The 22,641-nt window shown below is 39.0% G+C and carries 17 protein-coding genes; 4 read left to right on the forward strand and 13 right to left on the reverse strand.

Annotated elements, in window-relative coordinates:
- Window positions 1–18 precede the first annotated feature (18 nt).
- Complete coding sequence (locus ACQFX9_RS29940) at window positions 19–351, forward strand: 4Fe-4S binding protein (protein WP_427160112.1); 333 nt, start codon at window positions 19–21, stop codon at window positions 349–351.
- A 46-nt stretch (window positions 352–397) separates the two neighbouring features.
- Window positions 398–535: a hypothetical protein gene (locus tag ACQFX9_RS29945; protein WP_427160113.1), complete on the forward strand. Its 138-nt coding sequence runs from the start codon at window positions 398–400 to the stop codon at window positions 533–535.
- 39 nt (window positions 536–574) lie between these two features.
- Here ACQFX9_RS29945 and ACQFX9_RS29950 read toward each other — a convergent pair whose 3' ends face one another.
- The 5 genes from ACQFX9_RS29950 to ACQFX9_RS29970 form a co-directional block, all read right to left on the reverse strand.
- Complete coding sequence (locus tag ACQFX9_RS29950; RefSeq protein WP_242053539.1) at window positions 575–670, reverse strand: DUF3368 domain-containing protein; 96 nt, start codon at window positions 668–670, stop codon at window positions 575–577.
- Window positions 654–1,076 carry a DUF3368 domain-containing protein gene (locus ACQFX9_RS29955; RefSeq protein WP_427160114.1) on the reverse strand — a complete coding sequence of 141 codons (423 nt, stop codon included), beginning with the start codon at window positions 1,074–1,076 and terminating at the stop codon, window positions 654–656. Before ACQFX9_RS29955 ends, ACQFX9_RS29950 begins: the two co-directional genes overlap by 17 nt.
- Window positions 1,069–1,323 carry a UPF0175 family protein gene (locus ACQFX9_RS29960; RefSeq protein WP_427160115.1) on the reverse strand — a complete coding sequence of 85 codons (255 nt, stop codon included), beginning with the start codon at window positions 1,321–1,323 and terminating at the stop codon, window positions 1,069–1,071. The genes ACQFX9_RS29955 and ACQFX9_RS29960 overlap by 8 nt, the downstream gene beginning before the upstream one ends.
- A gap of 184 nt (window positions 1,324–1,507) precedes the next feature.
- Window positions 1,508–1,894, reverse strand: coding sequence for a toxin-antitoxin system TumE family protein (locus ACQFX9_RS29965; RefSeq protein WP_427160116.1), 387 nt, complete (start codon window positions 1,892–1,894; stop codon window positions 1,508–1,510).
- On the reverse strand, window positions 1,884–2,174 hold the full coding sequence (locus ACQFX9_RS29970; RefSeq protein WP_427160117.1) for a hypothetical protein: 291 nt from the start codon (window positions 2,172–2,174) through the stop codon (window positions 1,884–1,886). The genes ACQFX9_RS29965 and ACQFX9_RS29970 overlap by 11 nt, the downstream gene beginning before the upstream one ends.
- 287 nt (window positions 2,175–2,461) lie before the next feature.
- Here ACQFX9_RS29970 and ACQFX9_RS29975 point away from each other — a divergent pair, with 287 nt between their 5' ends.
- The gene (locus tag ACQFX9_RS29975) at window positions 2,462–3,004 is read left to right on the forward strand and encodes an REP-associated tyrosine transposase (protein ID WP_427160118.1); all 543 of its coding nucleotides are present in this window, start codon (window positions 2,462–2,464) and stop codon (window positions 3,002–3,004) included.
- On the opposite strand, the gene ACQFX9_RS29980 is transcribed toward ACQFX9_RS29975, so the two are convergent.
- From ACQFX9_RS29980 to ACQFX9_RS30015, 8 genes are all read right to left on the reverse strand, one after another.
- Complete coding sequence (locus tag ACQFX9_RS29980) at window positions 2,979–3,167, reverse strand: hypothetical protein (RefSeq protein ID WP_427160119.1); 189 nt, start codon at window positions 3,165–3,167, stop codon at window positions 2,979–2,981. The two genes, ACQFX9_RS29975 and ACQFX9_RS29980, sit on opposite strands and share 26 nt — an antisense overlap.
- Before the next feature lie 5 nt (window positions 3,168–3,172).
- Window positions 3,173–5,326 (reverse strand): DUF4157 domain-containing protein, encoded by a 2,154-nt coding sequence (locus tag ACQFX9_RS29985; RefSeq protein ID WP_427160120.1) that lies wholly within the window; start codon window positions 5,324–5,326, stop codon window positions 3,173–3,175.
- Window positions 5,327–6,043: 717 nt separating this feature from the next.
- A complete protein-coding gene (locus ACQFX9_RS29990; protein WP_427160121.1) occupies window positions 6,044–6,733 on the reverse strand; it encodes a response regulator in 690 nt (229 codons plus the stop codon).
- Window positions 6,734–6,850: 117 nt separating this feature from the next.
- Window positions 6,851–14,959, reverse strand: coding sequence for a CHAT domain-containing protein (locus ACQFX9_RS29995; RefSeq protein WP_427160122.1), 8,109 nt, complete (start codon window positions 14,957–14,959; stop codon window positions 6,851–6,853).
- A gap of 381 nt (window positions 14,960–15,340) precedes the next feature.
- Window positions 15,341–16,261, reverse strand: a complete 921-nt coding sequence (locus tag ACQFX9_RS30000; RefSeq protein ID WP_427160123.1) for a ParB/RepB/Spo0J family partition protein — start codon at window positions 16,259–16,261, stop codon at window positions 15,341–15,343.
- Between the two features lie 470 nt (window positions 16,262–16,731).
- Window positions 16,732–16,944 carry a hypothetical protein gene (locus tag ACQFX9_RS30005; protein WP_427160124.1) on the reverse strand — a complete coding sequence of 71 codons (213 nt, stop codon included), beginning with the start codon at window positions 16,942–16,944 and terminating at the stop codon, window positions 16,732–16,734.
- A 481-nt stretch (window positions 16,945–17,425) separates the two neighbouring features.
- Window positions 17,426–17,842 carry an HPP family protein gene (locus ACQFX9_RS30010; RefSeq protein ID WP_427160125.1) on the reverse strand — a complete coding sequence of 139 codons (417 nt, stop codon included), beginning with the start codon at window positions 17,840–17,842 and terminating at the stop codon, window positions 17,426–17,428.
- A 1,044-nt stretch (window positions 17,843–18,886) separates the two neighbouring features.
- Window positions 18,887–21,322 carry an ATP-binding protein gene (locus ACQFX9_RS30015; protein ID WP_427160126.1) on the reverse strand — a complete coding sequence of 812 codons (2,436 nt, stop codon included), beginning with the start codon at window positions 21,320–21,322 and terminating at the stop codon, window positions 18,887–18,889.
- A gap of 445 nt (window positions 21,323–21,767) precedes the next feature.
- Between ACQFX9_RS30015 and ACQFX9_RS30020 the strand changes: the two genes are divergently transcribed.
- A complete protein-coding gene (locus tag ACQFX9_RS30020; protein ID WP_427160127.1) occupies window positions 21,768–22,406 on the forward strand; it encodes a glutathione S-transferase family protein in 639 nt (212 codons plus the stop codon).
- Window positions 22,407–22,641: the final 235 nt, after the last annotated feature.

Here is a 22,641-nt window from a genome sequence, read left to right on the forward strand (position 1 = left end):
CCATCAAGGAGAATAGTCATGGCTTACACAATTACTGGCCAATGTATTTCCTGCAAGCTTTGTCTGTCTGTCTGTCCCACTGATGCAATCAAAGTTGGTGAAGACGGTAAGCGGTGGATTGACCCCGAATTATGCACAAATTGTGTTGGCAGCATCCACACCGTCCCACAATGTAAAGCTGGTTGTCCCACCTGTGATGGTTGCGTTAAAGTGCCTAGCGATTATTGGGAAAGTTGGTTTGCTAAATATAACCGAGTTATAGCGAAATTGACAAAAAAACAAGACTATTGGGAACGTTGGTTTAATTGTTATTCTCAGAAATATCCACTATCAAACAATCAAAAAAGCTGATTATGCCGGGATTAATCAATATCTGCGTCAACGATCGCACACAATAATGATGGCGGAATTTGCCGTGAACTGTTGCACCATCCCTAGAAAACAAGCGATCGCTCTTAAAAAATCACCTCCACTCCTGATCGCCCTTTCACACAGCAAAAAAACATATAGCGTTTGTAGCGATCGCACTTGGTAAGATAATCAAGAAAGCGATCGCCATTGTGGCATTTAGTGATTAACTTGTCTCCCCTGCTTGTTGCAGTGCAAAGTTGATGACTGTATCACTAAGCCGGATACCTTTGTTTTTCATCCGTTCAATAGCTTGCTGCATGATAATTAGGATATCCTTCCTGCTTGGCTCGTAATAAAATGCCTATAGAGCCTGTCAGTGAAAGACCACTTAACCTTGCTATTCTTCTACCTACCGTTTCATCTATGCAGACAGTTTGGATATTTTGATTTAAAGCCAACTGAATTACAGATGCGTCACCTAAATCTAGAGAATTGAGTAAAAGAGGAGATATATTGAGTGGGGTTGACGATTTATCTAACCAATTAGCGGCCTCAAATTCTGGTACTGCAAACCCACTCGTACCTCCTGCGATGATTTCTTGGCAAACTTCACAAGGAACTAATACTTGAGCGTACAGCGATCGCAATACCTCTAAATCCCCAAGTGCCGCTACTATACTGATTAAGGGAGCAGTATTAATAACTATTTTCTCAGTTTTAGGCATTCTCTACATCAGTCAGCAGTTCATCTTCTGTTAAATCAATCATCGCTACACCATAATGATGTAAATTGAGTAAAAAAGAAACCCTATCAGTGCCAACTAATTCAGCCGCCATACCTGAAGATAGACGTTTCATTTCAAATAGTTTTACCGCCATTGCCCATTTAGCTTCTTGTTCAAACTGTTCTCGTGTCTTTTGTAAAGCATCAGGCAGTGTTGCTGGGTAGTCTATTTTCAATTGTAATGACATAGGCTTCTATCGGAAAACCATAGACCGTGTGTAAGATTATTTTATCGTCATAGGTTCAATGCCTACGACGGGCTACACCAACGCACATCCTATGTATAATAGCCTACACGTAAAAACCATTGACAGTGTGTGGCGATCGCATTTCATCCGATAATCAACAAGGCGATGCCTACGGCGGGCTGCGTCAACGCACTAATATTTTTTCAATCTCCTTCAGCACATCAGCTAAAAAAGGAGCAGTTGATTTAACAACGTTATCCTCACTTCCATCATGTTTATGATGAGGAAAGGTAGGAAGATTTAACTTCCGGTGATGCTCAGTATTGTCATAGCGAAAAATTAGATTATTCTCTGAACTCATATATTGATAACTATACATTTTTCTATCTATGGATATTTCCACATAAACAAATTCTCTCAAATGCAGCAATGAATTATCTGGAAATTCAAGCTTTCCCCTGATAAAACCTTCATACATTCCTCTTTTTTCGGTTTCAATATTAAATAATTGAACTATTTGTGAGGATTCAATTAAAATCTGAATCTGCTGAAAATAGTCTTCAATCAACAAAATGAATCTCCTCTATCGATTCTTTTGTCTGTTGTAAATGTTCCAACATTCGAGCTTCTCCGAGCCATTCATCGAAGTCAAAACTATGAGATAATTCATCATTATTAAAGCGGATGATAAATTCCTCAGTTGATAATTGATATTTAGTTTCAAATTCCTGAAGACGTTCTTCTGTTCTTTTAATTCCTGCTGTCACACTTTGTAATCTTTCTGACAAAGCACTTTGAATAATTCGTTTGAGGGAATCTGGATCTTTTGACCTAAGTTTAAGTTCAGCCATTATCTCTACCTTTGCCTGCTATTGTAGAGTTTACCGCACATAACGTGAGCGATGCCTACGGTTGGCTACGCCAACGCACACCCTAATGTATAATAACCCGTACCTGAAAACCATAGACCGTTTGTAGCGATCGCATTTTGTAAGATAATCAAGAAAGCGATCGCACCTCCAAAAAATCACCCATTCATCTAAGTAAATCCACGTAAAATGTAGGTTGGGTTGAGGCACGAAACCCAACACAAATCACGAAACCCAACACAAATCTTATCAATTTTATTTTCAATATTATGCAATATCGTCGGGCAAAAACACCAGGGGCAACTTATTTTTTTACCCTTGTTACCCACCACCGTCGTCCTATTTTGGCTGAATCTGAAAATATAGATTTACTCAGGGAAGCTTTTCGGTATGTGATGAAAGAACATCCCTTGAAAATTGATGCGATCGCAATTTTGCCAGAGCATATCCATTGTATTTGGACTTTACCCGACAATGATGCCGATTTTTCAACTCGTTGGCGGTTAATTAAAAGCTATTTTAGTCGTAAATGTCATGTTTATTATCAAGGGAAAATGACTTCATCTCGAAAACAAAAGGGAGAAAAAGCGATTTGGCAACGTCGATTTTGGGAGCATCAAATCAGAGATGATCAAGATTTTGTTAATCATTTGGAATATACTCACTATAATCCCGTCCATCATGGATTAGTTCTTGCGCCGAAAGATTGGCAATATTCGAGTTTTCACCGTTATGTGGAAGCGGGAGTTTATGATTTGATGTGGGGGGCTGAGGAAAGGTTAATATTTAATGATGATATTGGCTTTGAATAAATGGTAGGTTGGGTAGAACGATAGTGAAACCCAACAAATCAACATATTTGTTGGGAGTAGATAATGTTGGGTTTCGTTCCTCAACCCAACCTACAAGATCAGGCGATCGCACTACTCCGACGACTCTTCCGTATCCCTGGTCTGTGTTCCGCCCGCAGGTCATCCTTGTTATCCAAACAAATCAAAATCGTCGCTACCTTCCGTGTCCTTCTTTTCCTCCGATGGCTGTACCGCGCCGCTTAAAACAATCGCCTTGAACGTCATCATCCTCTCGTACAATAGTGCATCGTCCTCTAGGACAAACTTTCGAGGGGTCGCCTTCCTCATCCGCTCACGGGCGTTGTACATCACCCACCCTTCCAGCAATGCCTTCTTGCCGTTCTCCCCTAACGACTTCCTTCTACTAAATAATTGCATATCGCTCAGGCTGTCACCCATCTTTTTGTGTCTCGATGTTGCCTCTCTCCATCGCTCCAAATGCGCTGGGTCACTTAGTATCTTTGTAAACTCGTCTATTTGTCCTCTGTTCATCTCTTCCGCGTCTCGTATCTTTCCGTCCATAGTCTCTGCGGTCGCATCAACATAGGGCAAATTCATCAACTTAAAGGCTTCGTTTACACTTTCCAAGTCGACTATTCCTCCTCTGGTGAGGAACAATTCGTTGACTATACTCGGCTCCTGGTTTACCGTCACTTCCTGCTCTGTTCCTGACAAAACATCCGGTGGCTTAAAGCCTACTGTTTCAAATGCCCCTATCTCCGCATATAACAATTTTCCACTCGTCTTAAATCCCTTCGCTCCCTTCGATGCAAAAATTGCGGCGATTATTGGCGATGGTGTCGTCGGGGTTCCTTTGGTGCTTCCTTCGTTTCCTGTGTACAGTTTGCCCGTGTTCTTATCCAAGGTCGTTCCTCTGAATAAATACGCCTTCTCGCCCAAGAGTTTGTCTATCGAGGGGGGGGGTTGGAAGGACTCTCTCTGTCCAAACTGTTGAACAACCATCGTTAACGACTTATACCATTGCTCCAGCTCGCCACTTTTTAGGATGCGTTCATAATTCATCGTTTCTAACCACGAACGAACTTCTTCGTAGGTCTTCTCCTCCCATGTACTTCGAGACTGTTCGCTGATTTGGCTGCTTCTTTCTTTTAACTGTTGCATGAGTGTCATTCCATGGTGCGTCCTTGCTAATTCGTCGTATTCTTCTATACTCATTCTCTGGAGCGTTTTTGCTCCCACACCAGCTAGCTTGCTCCAAGTCCCATCTGTCGACTCACTCTGCTGCACCACATGGGTCAACTCATGCGCCAACAACTCTTGCCCCCCCCGACTGCCAGGCTCATACACCCCCTGCCGAAAGAACACATCCTGGCCTGTGGTAAACGCCTTCGCCTGTATCGACTGATTCAACTGGTCAGCCTGAGCATCCGTATGCACCCGCACCTCACTAAAGTCAGCCCCAAACGCCTGCTCCATCGGTTCTCTTATGCTGTCGGCTAGGGGTTGTCCTCCTCCCCTTGCCCGTTGTATCCCCGCTTCCACATCGGGTGTGGCTGCCATTCCGCCGATATTCACACGCTGAATCAATGGCTGAACTGGGGTGTAAATTGGTTGGTCTAATGTGGGTTCTCGTTCTTCTCCAGGCTCTCGTATACTCAACTTCATCTGTATCCCAGGCGGTGGGGGTGATGATACACCAGGTCGAAATATACTAATCTTGGGTATCATCGGTGCAATATCACGTTGTATTCTTTCAGACTGCACCTCTTTACTTTGCAATTGTGCTGGCACATCTTCACTCTGTGGCGCATTTATCCTCTGCACAACATCAGCCGCCACCCTATCCGCTTCTTGTTCATACTTATCCCCAGGCTCTCCAATAGTCAGTTTCGTCTGTATCCCCAGGGGTGGTGCTGGCGGCTTTGACGTTGCTCCCCTTGTCTTGCCCAACACCCAGGAAATGCCAGACTGTGTTTTGTAGTCCGTTGGCTGTTCTTTATTCTGTATCACATTGCGGTTGATAGTTAAAAAGTCCCCTCCTGACTTGACTCCCTGTGGTTCATAGCTTTCCCTTGCATCTTCCCACTGCGGCTGTATTTCCAGTTTTGGCTGTAACGGTGGCTCATTTCCCCCTGGCCGTAATATCTCAATATTTGTCAACAAACAACTTTTCTTATAATCCGGCAATGCCTTGCTCTGCACTACTGTCTTATCATTCCCGTCATCTTGTGCCGTTGACTCAACTTTAAATGGACGTGGCGCAAACTGATTTGTTGAAGAATCATCAGCTTTTTTTCCCGTTCTTTGCACTCTGCTATACATAAAACTCTCCAGATAATGTTAGGCGAATTTGAATTCTCTTCCCGCTATTTAGAGGATGTTTGAATCGTCCCAAACCCTGTCTCAAATCTGTTTAGATCCCCCTAAATCCCCCGTAAAAAAAGCAGACTTAAACAAGGTTGTTTCATCAGAAAATAGACAAAGCTATTAGTTTAGACTTGTCTTTGTGTAGCCGTGATTTTGACCCCTCTCCAAACCTCTCCCCCACGGGGGGAGAGGCTTTAAAACAATGTTGATATCTTACCCAGGCTGTATAAAACCACCCTACTTTCCAAACTGAGACTAAAGCGGATAACTCGACAAATGTCTTTCTTTCTTGCTCCCCTTCCCTACAAGGGAAGGGGTTGGGGGTTAGGTCTAAACAAAAGTTCCACACAGCACAAAATCCTCAATCATGTAATCATCAACAAACCAACTTTCCAAACTGAGACTAAAGGTGATAACTCGACAAATGTCTTTATTTCCTGCTCCCCTTCCCTTGTAGGGAAGGGGTTGGGGGTTAGGTCTAAACAAAATTTCCACACAGCACAAAATCCTCAATCATTTAATCATCGACAAACCAACTTTCCAAACTGAGACTAAAGGTGATAACTCGACAAATGTCTTTCTTTCCTGCTCCCCTTCCCTTGTAGGGAAGGGGTTGGGGGTTAGGTCTAAACAAAAGTTCCACACAGCACAAAATCCTCAATCATGTAATCATCAACAAACCAAACCTAATTTCAAAGCCTTGACAATAGCTTGAGTCCGACTCACCACACCCAACTTTTTAAAGATTGCTGTTAAATGAGCCTTCACAGTCGCCACCGTAACGTAAAGATGTTTCGCAATCTCTTCATTAGTCTCCCCCTGCACTAACCATTTCAATATTTCCTGTTCTTGTGGCGTTAAATTCACCTTGTTCCTCACCTCAATAAACTGACTTGAATAGCTTTGAAATAGCCTAAAGAAACCCGTAGCCACATCCGGTGGTAAATAAACTTGCCCATTCATTACCGTAGTAATTGCCTCACATAATTGCATAGCCAATTTGTCTTTAAAAACATAACCCCAAGCACCCGCTTTCATCGCCTTAAATACCCATTCATCTTGATGATGTCCTGACAAAATCAAAACCTTCCCCCCATAAGACAACTTACTCAAACGCTGTAAAACAGTAATCCCATCATCAGGAGGTAATTCCAAATCAAGTAATACTAAAGCTGGATGTTGTTCAACAATTAACCCAATTGCCTGCTCAACAGAAGCCGCTTCCCCAACAACCTTAAATTTCAGCGAACTACTAATATTGTAAAACTCCAATAAAGTCCGCATACCCTGCCGAAATCGCGGTTCATCATCAACCAACAATATAGAAACAATTTCTTTTTTGATATCAATTGCAGTAGGCATAATATGAGATTAAAATTCAAGAGGTGGCCAATTGCGAATTGCGTTAGCGAAGCGGGACGTTAGTCCATTGCAAATTGCGAATTGCGAATTGCGAATTGCGAATTGGAATTGTTTTTCTTACCAAGGACTACCAATTAAAGTAAATCCCGCCCAGAAATAGGGATGACTTAATACTCGGTTATTCATGCCCAGATTACTAGGCAAATTCAATTCACCAAAAGAAGTTTTAAGTTGTCCATCTTGAAGCCGTAATTGTCCAGTCAGCATGGCAATTTGTGCTTGTCTCAGAGCATCGGCTTTAATAGGTGCAGTATTCAAATGTTCGTAAAATTCTGTCATTAATCCTAATGTGCCAATATCAGAGACATACCATAAACTAGCGAGTGCAGATTTCACCCCAGTTTGATAGGCTAATCCTGCAAATCCTAATTCTGCCTCCTCATCACCTACGGCTGTTCTACAAGCACTCAAAACTAATAACTCAACTGGTGGTTGTTTCTTCCAACCTAATTGCCGGATTTGGTTAAAATGTATCTTGCGATCATATAGTTGAATATATGATTGATTATGTCCTCCGCTTTTATCAGTGAAAAAATTGGCATGAGTAGCTAAATGAATAATTTGATATTCCCGATTCACACTTTGAGATTGCAGATTATCTAAATTAAAATCTTGATTTAATAAATATCTACCTTTCCTAAATTTTTGCGTAATTGTTGAGAGTTCGATAGGGACTGCTGCTAAAGCAGATTGTTGTTGATCTGGTGTAAATTTCTCCGCCCCCATTGCTAAAATTTGCTTATCTTTCAGTCCTTGGTAAGTTGTATCAGTTAAGCTAAAACTTGGGAGTAAAGCTAAACTATACTTTTCAATCAAAAACTGTTTACCATCATGTAAAGCTGCTAAGGGAATTAAGCGTAAACCATCATCCATAACAAACATCAAATTATTAATACCTTGGTTCTTCAACTCAGATTCCAAAGGTGAAATTAGCCAACTATAAAGCTGTTGTGAAGGCTTTAAATAGGTCAAAGTGTCAATTTTACCCTTGTCAGAAACCTCAATTCTTAAATTTTTCACAATCTCGATAACTTTATCTTGAGTCGTATCAGAGATCAAAACTCTAATTGGTGTTTCTTTTTCTGTAATCATCAGCAGTTCTAGCTGATATTGGTTTGCCAACTCCGAATATTTATTTACATTCCTATTAGGATAAGTCTTAGGTGCAAACGTTACATAAATCAGAGCAGATTTCAATCCTGTTTTCTGTTGAATTTCCCTAAATGATTGACGTGTCTTCTCAATAGGATTCACAGCATTAATATTCTCACTATTTCCTAGCAATCTAGTGTATTTTTGTGATGTTTTTAATTCAAAATTTTCAATATAAACATTATTATCGAAACCTAAAACAGTGCTTGATGGCAGTTGGTAAACATTAGAAAATTGGGGTCTATCACCCTTTTCGGCTACATATCTTCCCTGAGTAGTAATCTGAATATTTCCCGAATTATATATATCAGGGAAAAAACTAGTAGGAAACAAAGTATTGCTAAGGTAGGAAGTAATAGAACCAATAGTGCCATTAATTTTAGTTGCACCTACAAAGAAAGGAATTACACCATTACCACCGTGATCAATAATAATGCTTCCAGGTCGAATTCCGGCATTCGTAGAAATGCTAGCGTTAATTCGATTACTATCACTAAAAGTCTCATTCGCTCTAAAGAAACCATTAGTGATAATCTTAACGTCACCTCCTAAACCTTGGAGGCCACCTTGAGCATTGATATATGAAACTGTAATATCTTGATTTATATTTAAACTAGAAGAATTATTATCAAGACGATTCTGAATAAATACATCACCCCCATTACCTAAGAAATTACTAGAATCAATTTTTTTGCTACTAATCAAGCTATTTTGATTTTTTATTGTAATATCGCCGCCACTAGTAGTGATATTTTTAGTAACAATATCATCATTGCCTATAATATTCACTGCACCAGATTGAGTCAGGATGTCACCAGCAAATGTAGTCTTAAAACCAACATTAGTATTTAAAGAACCAACATTAACATCTTGCAAAAATTCAGTAGAACCAGATGCTTGTACAGTTAAATTATTCAACCTTGTAATATTACCGATAAAATCGCTAAAAATTAATTGTTGTTTGCTGTTAACTGTTAAATTACTAAAACCGTTTACTGTGCCTAGAAATTTAATCTCATTGCCTATAATGCTTGGGTTATTGGCAACAATGATATTATCACTATAAGTTTGATTCCCTGTGGTATAGACATTACCATTAATTTGAGTCGTACCACCAGCATCAGTAGTTAAACTATTAGCCCTAACTTGAGAAAATTGAGTTACCCCTGCACTATTAGCAAATACATACTTTAAAGCATTCTGACTTCCTATTGCTTGATTAAAAGTGATAGTTTCTGCATTCAATCTCAAATCAGTATCACCATCTACTGTACTATTGAAGGTAATTTCATCACCTGCAAGATGGGGATTGTTAGCAAGAGTAACAGCATCATTATAAGTTTGATTGCTAGTAGTAGTAACATCACCATTAACTTGAGTCGTACCACCGGCATCAGTAGTTAAACTATTAGCACTAACTTGAGTAAATAGAGTTACACCTGCACTATTAGCAAATATATCTTTTAAAGGGGTATTACTTCCTATTACTTGATTAAATGTGATAGTGCCTGCATTTAGTCTTAAATCACTATCACCATCTACGGCACTATTAAATGTAATTTCATCACCTGAAAGATGTGGATGATTAGCAAGATTAACAGCATCATTATAGGTTTGATTGCCAATAGTAGTAATATCAGCGTTAATTTGAGTTGTGCCACCAGCATCAGTAGTTAAACTATCAGCGTTAACTTGAGCAAATTGAGTTACCCCTGCACTATTAGCAAATATATCTTTTAAAGCGTTCTGACTTCCTACTACTTGATTGAAAGTGATAGTACCTGCATTCAAGCTCAAATCCGTAGAGCCATCTACCGTACTATTGAAGACAATTTCATTAGCTGAAAGACGAGGATTGTTAGCAAGAGTAACAGCATTGTTATAGGTTTGGTTGCCAATACTGGTAATATCAGCATTAATTTGAGTTCCAGTATCTGCATTATTAGCTATACTAAAAGTATTAAATCGCGCTATTCTAGATACTTCTTTACTCTCTACAGATAAATGATTTAAAGCGTTCTGACTTCCTACTGCTTGATTGAAGGTGATATTATCTGCATTCAGCCTCAAATCAGTATCACCATCTACTGTACTATTGAAGGTAATTTCATCGCCTGAAAGATGCGGATCATTAGCAAGAATAACAGCATCGTTATATGTTTGGTTTCCAGTAGTAGTAACATCACCATTAAGTTGAGTTGTACCACCAGCATCAGTAGTCAAACTAGCAGCATAAACAGGTTGTTTAAAGTCAGTAATTCCAGTAGAATTCGCCCTAATATCACCAACATTTGCTGTAGGCGTTCCTATTGGACTTCTAAAGGTAATATTACCTTGACCTGCATCAACTGTGAGAGCATGATTGCCATTAATAGTTGTATCAGCACGAACATTTCCATCCGCACTATTTAACTGTACTGAACCGATTAATGTGACAGGCTGATTGAATATAATATCTTTCCCGACAGTGTTAATAGTCCCACCCAGAGAGTAAACACCACCAGTAGTATTGAAATCAGCAGAGGCGAGATTAATGACACCCTCTTGACTCAGAGTAAATAGACCAGAGTGTTTAACATTGAAAGCTTGACCAACTGTAGTTTTATCACCAAAGGTGATATTAGCCACATCAATATTGAGGTCTTGGTCACTACTTACTCCTCCATGAAATGTAATGTCTTGACCTCTAATCCTAGAATTATTATTAAGAGTAACAGCATCATTATATGTTTGCTTGCCAGTAGTAGTAACATCACCATTAAGTTGAGTCGTACCACCAGCATCAGTAGTCAAACTAGCAGCATAAACAGATTGTTGAAATTCAGTAATTCCAGTAGAATTTGCCCTAATATCACCGACACTTGTTGTAGGCGTTCCTATTGGACTTGTAAAGGTAATATTACCTTTACCTGCATCAACAGTGAGAGCATGATTACCATGAATCGTTGTATTAGTGTGAACATTCCCATCCGCACTATTTAACTGTACTGAACCGATTAATGTTACAGGTTGATTAAATATAATATCTTTCCCGACAGTGTTAATAGTCCCACCCAGAGAGTAAACACCACCAGTAGTATTGAAATCAGCAGAGGTGAGATTAATTACACCCTCTTGACTCAGAGTAAATAGACCAGAGTGTTTGACATTGAAAGCTTGACCAATTGTCGTTTTATCACCGAAGGTGATGTTAGCCGCATCAATATTGAGGTCTTGGTCACTACTTACTCCTCCATGAAACGTAATGTCTTGACCTCTAATCCTGGAATTATTAGTAAGAGTAACAGCATCATTATATGTTTGGTTTCCAGTAGTAGTAACATCGCCATTAAGTTGAGTTGTACCGCCTTTATCAGTAGTTAAACTATCAGCACTAACTTGAGCAAATTGAGTTAATCCTTGACTATTAGCAAATATATTGTTTAAAGCGTTCTGACTTCCTACTGCTTGCTTGAAAGTGATATTATCTGCATTCAGTCTCAAATCAGTATTACCATCTACTGTACTATTGAAGGTAATTTCATTAGCTGAAAGATGCGGATTATTAGCAAGAATAACAGCATCATTATATGTTTGCTTGCCAGTAGTGCTAACATCACCATTCAGTTGAGTCGTACCGCCTTTATCAGTAGTTAAACTCTCAGCATAAACAGATTGTTTAAATCCAGTAATTCCAGTAGAATTCGCCTTAATATCACCGACACTTGTTGTAGGCGTTCCTATTGGACTTGTAAAGGTAATATTGCCTTTACCTGCATCAACAGTGAGAGCATGATTACCATTAATAGTTGTATTAGTGTGAACATTCCCATCCGCACTATTTAACTGTACTGAACCGATTAATGTTACAGGCTGATTAAATATAATATCTTTCCCGACAGTGTTAATAGTCCCACCCAGAGAGTAAACACCACCAGTAGTACTGAAATCAGCAGAGGCGAGATTAATGACACCCTCTTGACTCAGAGTAAATAGACCAGAGTGTTTGACATTGAAAGCTTGACCAATTGTCGTTTTATCACCGAAGGTGATGTTAGCCGCATCAATATTGAGGTCTTGGTCACTACTTACTCCTCCATGAAACGTAATGTCTTGACCTCTAATCCTGGAATTATTATTAAGAGTAACAGCATCATTATATGTTTGATTGCCAGTGGTATTAACATCACCATTAAGTTGAGTTGTACCACCTTTATCAGTAGTCAAACTATCAGCACTAACTTGAGCAAATTGAGTTACACCTGCACTATTAGCAAATATATTGTTTAAAGCGTTCTGACTTCCTACTGCTTGCTTGAAAGTGATATTATCTGCATTCAGTCTCAAATCAGTATTACCATCTACTGTACTATTGAAGGTAATTTCATTAGCTGAAAGATGCGGATTATTAGCAAGAATAACAGCATCATTATATGTTTGCTTGCCAGTAGTGCTAACATCACCATTCAGTTGAGTCGTACCACCTTTATCAGTAGTTAAACTATCAGCACTAACTTGAGCAAATTGAGTTACACCTGCACTATTAGCAAATATATTGTTTAAAGCGTTCTGACTTCCTACTGCTTGCTTGAAAGTGATATTATCTGCATTCAGCCTCAAATCAGTATCACCATCTACTGTACTATTGAAGGTAATTTCATCGCCTGAAAGATGTGGATTATTAGCAATAGTAACAGCATCATTATATGTTTGCTTGCTAGTGGTAGTAACATCACCATTCAGTTGAGTTTTGCCGCCAGTATCAGTAGTCAAACTAGCAGCATAAACAGGTTGTTTAAATTCAGTAATTCCAGCAGAATTCGCCCTGATATTACCAACATTTGCTGTAGGACTTCCAATTGTATTTTCAAAGGTAATATTTCCTATACCTGCATTAATTGTTAGATTATTTGCACCATTAATACTATTGGCAAATATGACATCGCCATTAAAACTATTAATAGCCACGTCATTATTTAGAAGAAATGAGCCATTAAAACTAATAGTATTATTTTTGTTAAATATATTTCCGGTACTAATATTATTGGTCGCATTAAAAGAAATAATACCGCCTTGAGCATCTAATATAGTAAAGCCACTCAAACCATTGTCATTAATTCCGCCAGTGATAATATTACCACCACTAATAATAATATCTCCACCTTGATAGGTGCTGCGGTTCGCATAACTATTGATGCTTCCAGTCTTAACATTGCCGCCATTAGCATTAATATTTACATCCCCGCCAAAATTACCTTCATAAGTTAAGGAATTTAAATTACCTGTGGAAATTACACCATTACTACCTGTATTCAGGTCAATGTTACCACCACTTCCACCATTTACCCAAGTATCAATTGCTCCTGTTAGAATTGAATGTTGTGCTGACAAACTAACATTACCACCACGCCTATCCTTAACATGAGTATTAATATTACCTGTGATTATGTGAGTTCCTGAGATCAAGATATCCCTACTAGGGGCAGTAATGGATTGTTTTTGATCCATTAAAAAAGACCCTATACCATTCTTATCACTATCTGCGGTAAATCTAATAGAACCACCACTAACAAAATTTAGTGATACACCATCTTGAACAGTTATATTATTAGTCGCTTCTAGCAGAACATTAGCACTTAAATTTTCGAGAATAGTCTTATCAATAGAGAATATTGCACTAGGATTATCATTAGCTAAAATTTGATTATCGCTAGTAATTTCAGAATTATTTGTACCACCACTATCTACAATATTGATATCGCTTGGATCTAAAATTAATGTTCCTAACTTACCCTTAAAAGCTGTCAGGTCAACATTACCTGAAAAAGTTAATTTATCTTTTCCTGATACTTCTACAAATCCACCATCACCATAATTTCTTCCCCCTCTTGCACTGATATTGCCATCAAAACGTGTTATTTTATCTGCCCAAACAATTACCCGTCCGCCATCTCCATTTAAGAGAGAATCTACATTGATTGTAGATTTATTATCAATAAATGTGTGCAAAGCATTTGGTAATGTTCCCTGACCTTGATAATCTCCTCCTATTAATACCTTTCCTCCTATATTTGTACCAGAAGCGTTAATGTTGCTATTAATAATCCCTACTTTGCTTCCTACTACATTCACCGTACCGCCAATATTGCCAGAAACATCAATTACACCGGAAGCAATAGCTACTGCATCTTTACTAGGTAAATTGACCTCAGAATTAGTCAACTTGACAGATCCAGAATTATCAACTTTAGTTCCTATATCTAAGTCCTGACCTTTGCCTGTTAACAATTCTGGTAAACTCAAAGGGTTAATTCCAGACGGTGTGATTGCTTTTGAATCAATTTCCAGACTCAACAGATGTCCTGGTTGAGAAATACGCACTAAACTTGAGCCTGGAACAGCTGCGATCGCAACCTTACCCCCTGGTGCAGTTAATGTTCCTGTATTGACAACGTTACCACCTAGTAAAAACAGATTTTGTCCTGGAGGAACTGCTAAAGAACCTGCGTTGATAATGCTGCCTGGCTGACTAACATCAAAAACAAAATTTGACGGATTTCCTACTAAGTCTGCATAATTATTTACACTATAGCTATCAAAGCTCAAACTATTATCAAAGGTAATTTTATTTGCTGTTGTTCCTGTAAATGAAGCAGGCACATTTAAACTAGCATTACGACCAAATATAATCCCTGCTGGATTCATTAAATATAAGTTGGAATTACCACCAGTGACTCTAATTAGTCCGTCAATTAAAGAGGAATTTCCACCTGTCACCCGTCCCAAAATGTTTTGAATTGACGGCTGAGAAATAAAGTTAGCTGTTTGATTGGTGTTTACATTAAACTCTGAGAAACTGTGAAATAAGTTAGCGCGATCGCTACTCAAACTACCGCCAGTAATATTAATGCTGTTATCGTTGGTTTTGATAACTGTACCCGTACCATCAGGTGCAGATATAATTTGTGCTTTGGCGATTGTAGGCAATAACCAAAATATGCTCAATAATATAAAAGTTTGATTTTGATACATCATAAACTGTCTCCCACAAGGAGATCATATTGCTCTTGAAATATGCTTAGAGCATTCTGATTTCTGTAGCTTGCTTCCTTAAAAGGGTATTCTAGTTTCTGAATTGTTGTGAAACATCCAAATCTACATAGGAAATATGCGGAAAAATGGCATCCGCAAAATGTTAATTTTTGGCATACTCAAATCCGTAAAAACTCTTATGCAATTTAGTCTCTTACTTGCTTGATATTTGAGTCAAGGATTTTTTACAACTTATTAGCTATATACACATTGATATACATAGTCAATAAGTGACTAAAAACACAAAGGCGATTTTTCAAGGGTTTTGAGATTTCCTTGTATTAAGAAAAATTGCGTACTTCTGAAACAAGTATGTCTACCTTTTTAATTTTCTGCAATTAATTTCTCTACTTCATCTAATAGCTTGTTAATTTTCTCTTGATTTTGAGATTTGATTGCATTGCGTTTCTGACGTAGTAGCTTATTAATTTCATTTAACCTTTCAGTTACATCATTTTGTGATTGTGATACAGATTCAGATTGAATTACCTTAGCTCTAGCTTTGATTTCGCTCAAAGAAAGATTTTCGGCGATCGCTATCTTGAGTAATTCGGTGCGCTGTTGTTCAGATTTAACTCGTGATATGGCTTGGGCTTTGGTGTACTCAATTTCACCTTGTCGCAGAGATGTCAGAATCTCTTCTGGTAGTTTCAATAAAGGCAGCCGACTAGAACGGAAACTAGCTGCATTAAATTTTCCGATAGCCTGTAATATAGACTCAACTTGCTCTACTTTGATTAGATCGTTTTGATTCAGCGTTTGACCTCTTTGTTTAGCATTGAAAAACCTGTGTAAGAGAGAAATGACTTCATTGGCACTTTCTTTTAGAGATAGGCATAGTAGTTCTAGTATGGCTTCTGTTTCTTCAACGGGATTGAGTTCCTCCCGTTGCAAATTCTCCATCAGAGCAATTTGTAGAGCTTGTTGATCATCTAGCTCTAGAGAAATAATTGGCACTTTTTCTAATCCTACAATGCGTGCGGCTCTGATTCTCCTCTCTCCAGCAATTAATTCATATTTACCGTGAGGAAGTGGACGCACTAACACCGGTTCTAAAATTCCATATTCTTTCACCGATTCTACAAGTTGAGCCAACTTTTTTGGGTCAAAATAACGCCGTGGTTGTTTCAGAGATAATTCAATCAAATTAATTGCCACAGTAATAGGACATTGAGTAGGAAACCCAACATAATTCAACTCAAATCTCTGTGATTTCCATTGGGACGGTTCTGTTAGCATATCCATAAACTTTTCCTCTGAAGCGCAAAAAGCAAAAGTTGTCATTAGCTTCAAAATTGCTAAGTGAATCTGCTTCTAGGTTGAGATTAAAGAATAATTCTGAGGAACTTGTGAGGAGAGTAAGGAATATTACTTAATGCAGAATGGTTTCCTTGATTTACCCTTCATAAAATGCAATACGGTTCAGTTAAGGTGGTGAGAGTTGATTTCTCAATTTTTGCTTGCTCTACCTATTAGACCATGAGCAAGATTTGGGGGATTCTCCCCCAAGCCCCCGATTGGGGGACGGTTGCGTCCCCCAAACCCCCTCCAAAATCATTTTTTCGTTTTTTGTTGAGTGATCATTTGCTGGTTTTGTTGAAATCTATTTTTCTTATCTGAACCGTATTGTCATAAAATGGACAAGCCCGTGTTAAAGCAATGAGGGCAGAGTCGCAAGCTGTAGCTAAATTGTAGATATTTAGTAGTTCTTCTCGCTAGGCTGATGTTGAGTTGTAAGAGACTGCAACGCGAGGATCAATTATCCCAGGAGGGACTTCTAAATGCAGATGTGTGCCTGTACATTTCCCGGCGTGCAGAAACTTATCATAGCCCACAGTCCGCGCTTGGATATGGTAGTTGGGGCGATCGCGCATCACTGGCATAATATGCAAGGGATAGCTAGACAGAGGATAAAGGCGTAAATTCATCTGTCGCGCCACAATCAGCCCCAATTTGAGATTTTTGAGATAAACTCTTGCTAGTTCTGTGCCAGTGTAGCCTGGTGGTGTGTTAAGTGCCGGGTGCGTAGACGCTCTTAGGGGCTTGTCGTAGACATCGCATATTTGAAGGAAACGAACTTGGCAAGGGATTAAATCACCAGAGGCTGTGTTTGTTGCTGCTTATAAGGAAGGACGGAAACCAGAATCCGCACTGGTTCAATCTGCGGTGAAGGCTTGGTTTGAGTGGGCAAGGAAGCAGAGGATTGTGATTGCAATGTCGGGTGAGGTTGTGTACACGCCGGGTGGGGAGGCTGTGGAGTTGCGGGAGATGATGCGGCGGTGTCCAGTGGGGGAGTAAGGGTAAAACCTTCACCGCGCCCATGTCACAACCTGAAGAATGGTCAAGCGAAGCGATCGCTGCACGGTCAAAGGCGCGGCCTTGGTGAATGAAGAGCTTTGCTAGGGAGAGTCAAAACCAGTGTTGTGGATATGTCCTCTCTTGGGCTAAATTATTGAAGATCACAGCGCATAGCACTAGAATCATCGATCCCTCAAAGGTAGGTGTTAGCAGAAATGGCCAGTCGGGTTTGGTCATCATGACGACTAATGCAACAGCACCCGAAGGTGGGTGTAGGGTTCCGGTAAGCTGCATGATTCCAATTGCACTAGAAACAGCCATTCCCATTGCCAAGGGAGAAGAACCGAGAAAATGCAGAATTATCAGACTCACAATAGCAGCTAAAAGATTACCCCCAATGACATTACGAGGTTGAGCCAAAGGACTTTCAGGGACACCAAATATCAAGACACTTGTAGCACCAAAAGGAGCCATCAGTAAAGGAGAATTAGTTTTTACAGCAAGGTAAGACGTTGCAGTGATGGCCAAGAAACTCCCAATCCAACTCCAAAAAACGTGCCGATGATGAGGCCTGTCTATGGGACAGGTCAGCGGACATGAGCGCCATCTGCCAAAGGTTTTAAACCAATAATTTTCCCATTTCAACCGAACTTTCTGATAGTCGATCATGAACCACTTGATAATTATAACTCTCGGAATTGACTGAGCAAGACTTGATTAAAGTTACGATAACATGACATTTCTCAAAAAAGCGACAAAAAGTATCTAAAGATACAGATTTTTCTATTTGATGAGAAAATAGGTCAAATAAATGGATTGCGGTTGTGCAGGCAGGGTCGTTGGTTGAACTAGAGGGGTAGCGATTACCTGTTTATAGGAAAAAGCTAGGTTCAAAACCGGACTTGCGTCCCGCTACGCTAACGCTCCTAGTGGGCGAAAGAATCCTTGTTTCCCAAGGTAGGTAGAAACCCTACCCCTTGTGGATGGCTGTCTTTAATTTTGAATTTTGAATTTTGAATTTTGAATTTTGAATTGATTCATGTAGTGGCTTGATTGCGATCGCCATTGTAACTAAAGCGCATATTTCAGCACACCTTCCCACTACCAACGCCTTCAAGGGACGACAAGCGGTACTGGGAAAATGTACCGGGTGCGTAGATGCTCTTAGCGGCTTGTCGTAGACATCGCCTATCTATAAGCACTGCGAATGAGTAAGGGTATCAAGCACCGGAAGCCGGAGTCAGCGCGGGTTAAATCTGCTGTGAAGGATTGGTTTGATGGAGTAAGGAAAAACAGGATTGTGATTGCAATGTCGGGTGAGTTCATGTACACGCCGAAGGGTAAGGCGGTGGCAGTTGCGGAGATGATGCGGTGGTATCCGGTGCAGGAGTAGGGTTCTATACCCGCCTGAAAGTATAAGGAATAGTCGATTGAGTCGATCTCTGCATGGACAAAGTGGATGCTGTGTCGGGAAGATAACTCTGCTAGTGCGGATTGCAATCAAACAATTACTAGCTAGTCGGATTCCTATATTGAATACATCACTCAGAACTTTTCCAATATCCTCTGACTCTACTCAATTTCCCACTCTACTTTCAAACTTTCCAACTTCGCATTTTTTACACTCAATCTCTGACATTCATGCAAAAATTCTTGCACTTGCTCTTGATTTAAACTTAACCCACCATCTTGGAGATTATGAATATAAGTAATCACATCTGAAGTTGTCAGAGATGAACTGATTTCTTCCAGCAAAATAGCATTATTCACCTCTCGACATACTAACTCAATATCAGATGAAGTAAATCTGACACTCTTCTCGGCTAACATCTCAAAATTAACCAACTGATTTAAATTAATTTGTGATAAGTAGTGCTGAAATAATTCCACTCTCTCTGCTTGATTAGGTGGGAAAATGGGAATTTTCCAATCCAGTCTCCCAGAACGTTTCAATGCACTATCAATCCCACTTAAATAATTAGTAGCAGCAATCACTATAACATCACTATCTTTAATATTGTTCAGTTCAATTAATAATTGATTAATTGTGGCTTTTTGGTCAGTGTGGGCATTATCTTCATGACGATTAAACCCAATACTATCTAATTCATCGATAAATAAAACTGAAGGTGCTTTTTTCTTAGCTTGAGCAAAAATATCTCGAATATTCTTCTGACTTTGACCTATCCAAACACTCACAATATCCGCAGGTGAAAATTTAAAGAAATATCGTCCTGATTCATTAGCAAAAGCATTAGCTAGTAGGGTTTTACCACATCCAGGTAAACCATAGAAAAGAATACCACCAACCGCCCCCTTGTATCCTTGCAATTGCAGTTTTAGCAGCTTCCTTAATTTTTCCTTTTCTTCATAGAGTCCTTTGACTTGGCTAAAATCAAGTTTTACTGTCTTCGCAACTGGAACGATTTGATTGGTAATATTTTTTCTAACTGTATATTTAAACGTCGGATAATTTATATTTTCAAAGGAGACAGGTACTAATTGATGTTTTTCATAATCCGGTGTCATGATAATCACTTTAAAGTTAGCACCATAGTATCCTGCCAATTTATATTCTAAAATTTCTTTTGTCTTTTTCAGTTGATAGTAATTGCGGGCAATTTCAAATCCAGGTACTACTAACCAAAAACTTTCCAGATTATTAGGCCATACCTGGGATTTGCGGATAATTCTTTTAATCATATCAAAAAAGAGATTATTATCGGCAAACTCTTGATATTTCAGAGTTTCTATCTCCACCACAATCTTATTTTTGATATAAACTTCTATGGTTTCGCTTTGATATTCTTCAGATTCCTGCTCATCATCTGTATTTTCTTCATCTTGGGAAGTTAACTCTACCTCACAGCCTATATGAGATAATTCATATCCTAAACTTTCTAAAGTTTTAATCGCAAAATATTTGAGATAGATATACTCACTGCTTTCCTGTTGCCATTTAAGGTGATAAAGATGTTCGGGGTTCATTTTCAGCAACAATTGTGATTCAGCCTGAATCTGGGCTTTTTGCAGTTCTAAAAAATAATTTAGTAGAGATACATCATCTTCATCTGTCTCATAATAAGGTAACTCTAATAGCAGACGGAAATGCGCTAATATCTCTTCTTTATACTCAATTTCAGCTTCCTGGTTATATTTACATCTCAGAGTAAAAGTGAAGGGGATTTTACTAGCAACTCTATCTACTAAATGTCCTAAAGTATCTTCTTTTTGTTGGGATTGAATTTCTAATAATGATGGACAATGAAATAAAATAAATGATTGGGCTGAATTATATTTGTTTAAAGCTAAAGATATATGAGAAAATTGCTCGTCGAATTGTTCAGAATCTAGCAATTCTAAGCCAGTATTGCCCAAGATGACACTAGTCATAGTTGAGCTATAAAAATGAAATATGTTAGCTCCTTGAAGAGAGTCTTTTTTGTCATTTTCATCACTATCGTCCGAGTCAATAATATTATTAGAGAACTGTCTTACAGATGCAACAGGAATTTCACTACTGCCTTGATATTGAAATTTTCTAATCAATTCATAATTTAAGACTTTGACTACAATATCAGAAAAGAAATCCCCAGCTTGGGGAATGAGAAAAATCCCCATCGGTTGATTAGAATCTAAACAAGACTGGAAACGTTCATACTCCTGATCTGAGCCAAAGTCAAATAAATAGTAAAAGAAATCATGCTTGACTTGAATCAATTCTTTCAGTTTTTGAGCAATTGGTTGAGTTGTTAATAATTCTTCAGAAATTGCTACACCTTTGAGGGAAATATTAATTTTAGTGTCTAAGGGAATGTATAAATCAAACCCTGGCTCGGTACAGAGTCCTAAGTTATCCAGAGTAGCATTAAACTCATCAATGAATGCCAGACTTCTCCGTTGATAGCCAAACTGTTCCATGATGGTTTTCACTCGCAGGCTTTTTTTTGGTTTACCAGTTCTTTGGAGTTCATTTTTAATAGAGCTTAAATAAGCTGTATATGACATTTTGTATCCTCACAGGAATTAACTTTATTGGCGTTGCATCAATGCGGGATGAATTAAGCTTTCTAGCAAAGTAAACTAACGATTTTTTGAGGCTTTGCACCTTTGCGCGAAACATAAATCATCCCATTAATCAGCAACGCCACTTTATTTTTCCCTAAATGAGATATACAGCTAACTCCAGCTTCCGGTAAATTGTATTTTTGTAGTCTGCTGCTAGTTAATCATGGGTTTGAACCTTCTTAGGACTTACACAGTGATACGAAGAATAAAGGGTTTGGGCGAGGGTATAGGGGTATAGGGGTGTGGGCGTGTAGGTTTTGAAAACGAGAGTTTTATTGACCAATAGAAGCAATACTAGACTGAAATTCAAAATTTTACTAAGTTTTTTGAGTGGGAAGAACTTTATGCCCAAGAATAATAGACACTATTGGCTTTGGGAGAAGCGATGAAGCTATATTACATCCCCACAACAAGAGCAGTACGCCCCCGGTGGCTTTTAGAAGAAATGGGAATTGCTTATGACTTAGTGCGAGTCAATATGAGTATGACAAAACAATCAGAATATCAACAACTGCACCCACACGGTAAAGTACCAGTCTTGGTAGATGGGGAAGTAACGATTTTTGAGTCTGCTGCTATTTGTAGTTATCTGGCAGAAAAATATATAGAAATGGGGTTTGCTCCACCGCTAGATAGTCCTGAACGTGCTTATTATCAGCAATGGCTTTTTTATGCCGCAGTTACCCTAGAGCCGCCGGTTGAGCATTATATGTTTAATGTGCTGCCAAATCTGCCAGAAAAACTACTGCCGGGTTTTGTCAGGTCTGAAACTTCACGGCAAGAATCTCAACAATGGTTTGACCGCGTTGCTCAACCTCTAAAAGAAGTATTAGTGGGCAAAAATTATTTAGTAGCAAATAGACTAACATCTGCTGATATTGTCACTGGAGGAGTTTTGCTATGGGCTAAGAAGCTAGGAATGCTCAAAGATGATGATCCCTTAGCTGAATATATCAATAGCTTGATGCAGCGACCTGCTTTTGGGCGTGCCGATGAAGATTTTTATGCCAAGATAGCTCCTTAGTATCGATGGGGGCAATCACTTACGGTTTGGCTTTTCCTATCTTGATTTGATGGGAGGCGATCGCACTCATGGCAGAGATATTGACTCCATTTAAAAGATACAGAGTGGTATAAAACTCTCTAAGCCTGATTATTACGATTTGTGCTAAATGGTTTTTGACTACGGTTTAACTATAAAGTTACCACCAATCCCAAGAATGTAAGTAAAAGCCTGCCGTGAGTGCAAACCCTAGATA

This window comes from Aliinostoc sp. HNIBRCY26, from assembly GCF_050235535.1.
GTDB lineage: Bacteria > Cyanobacteriota > Cyanobacteriia > Cyanobacteriales > Nostocaceae > Trichormus.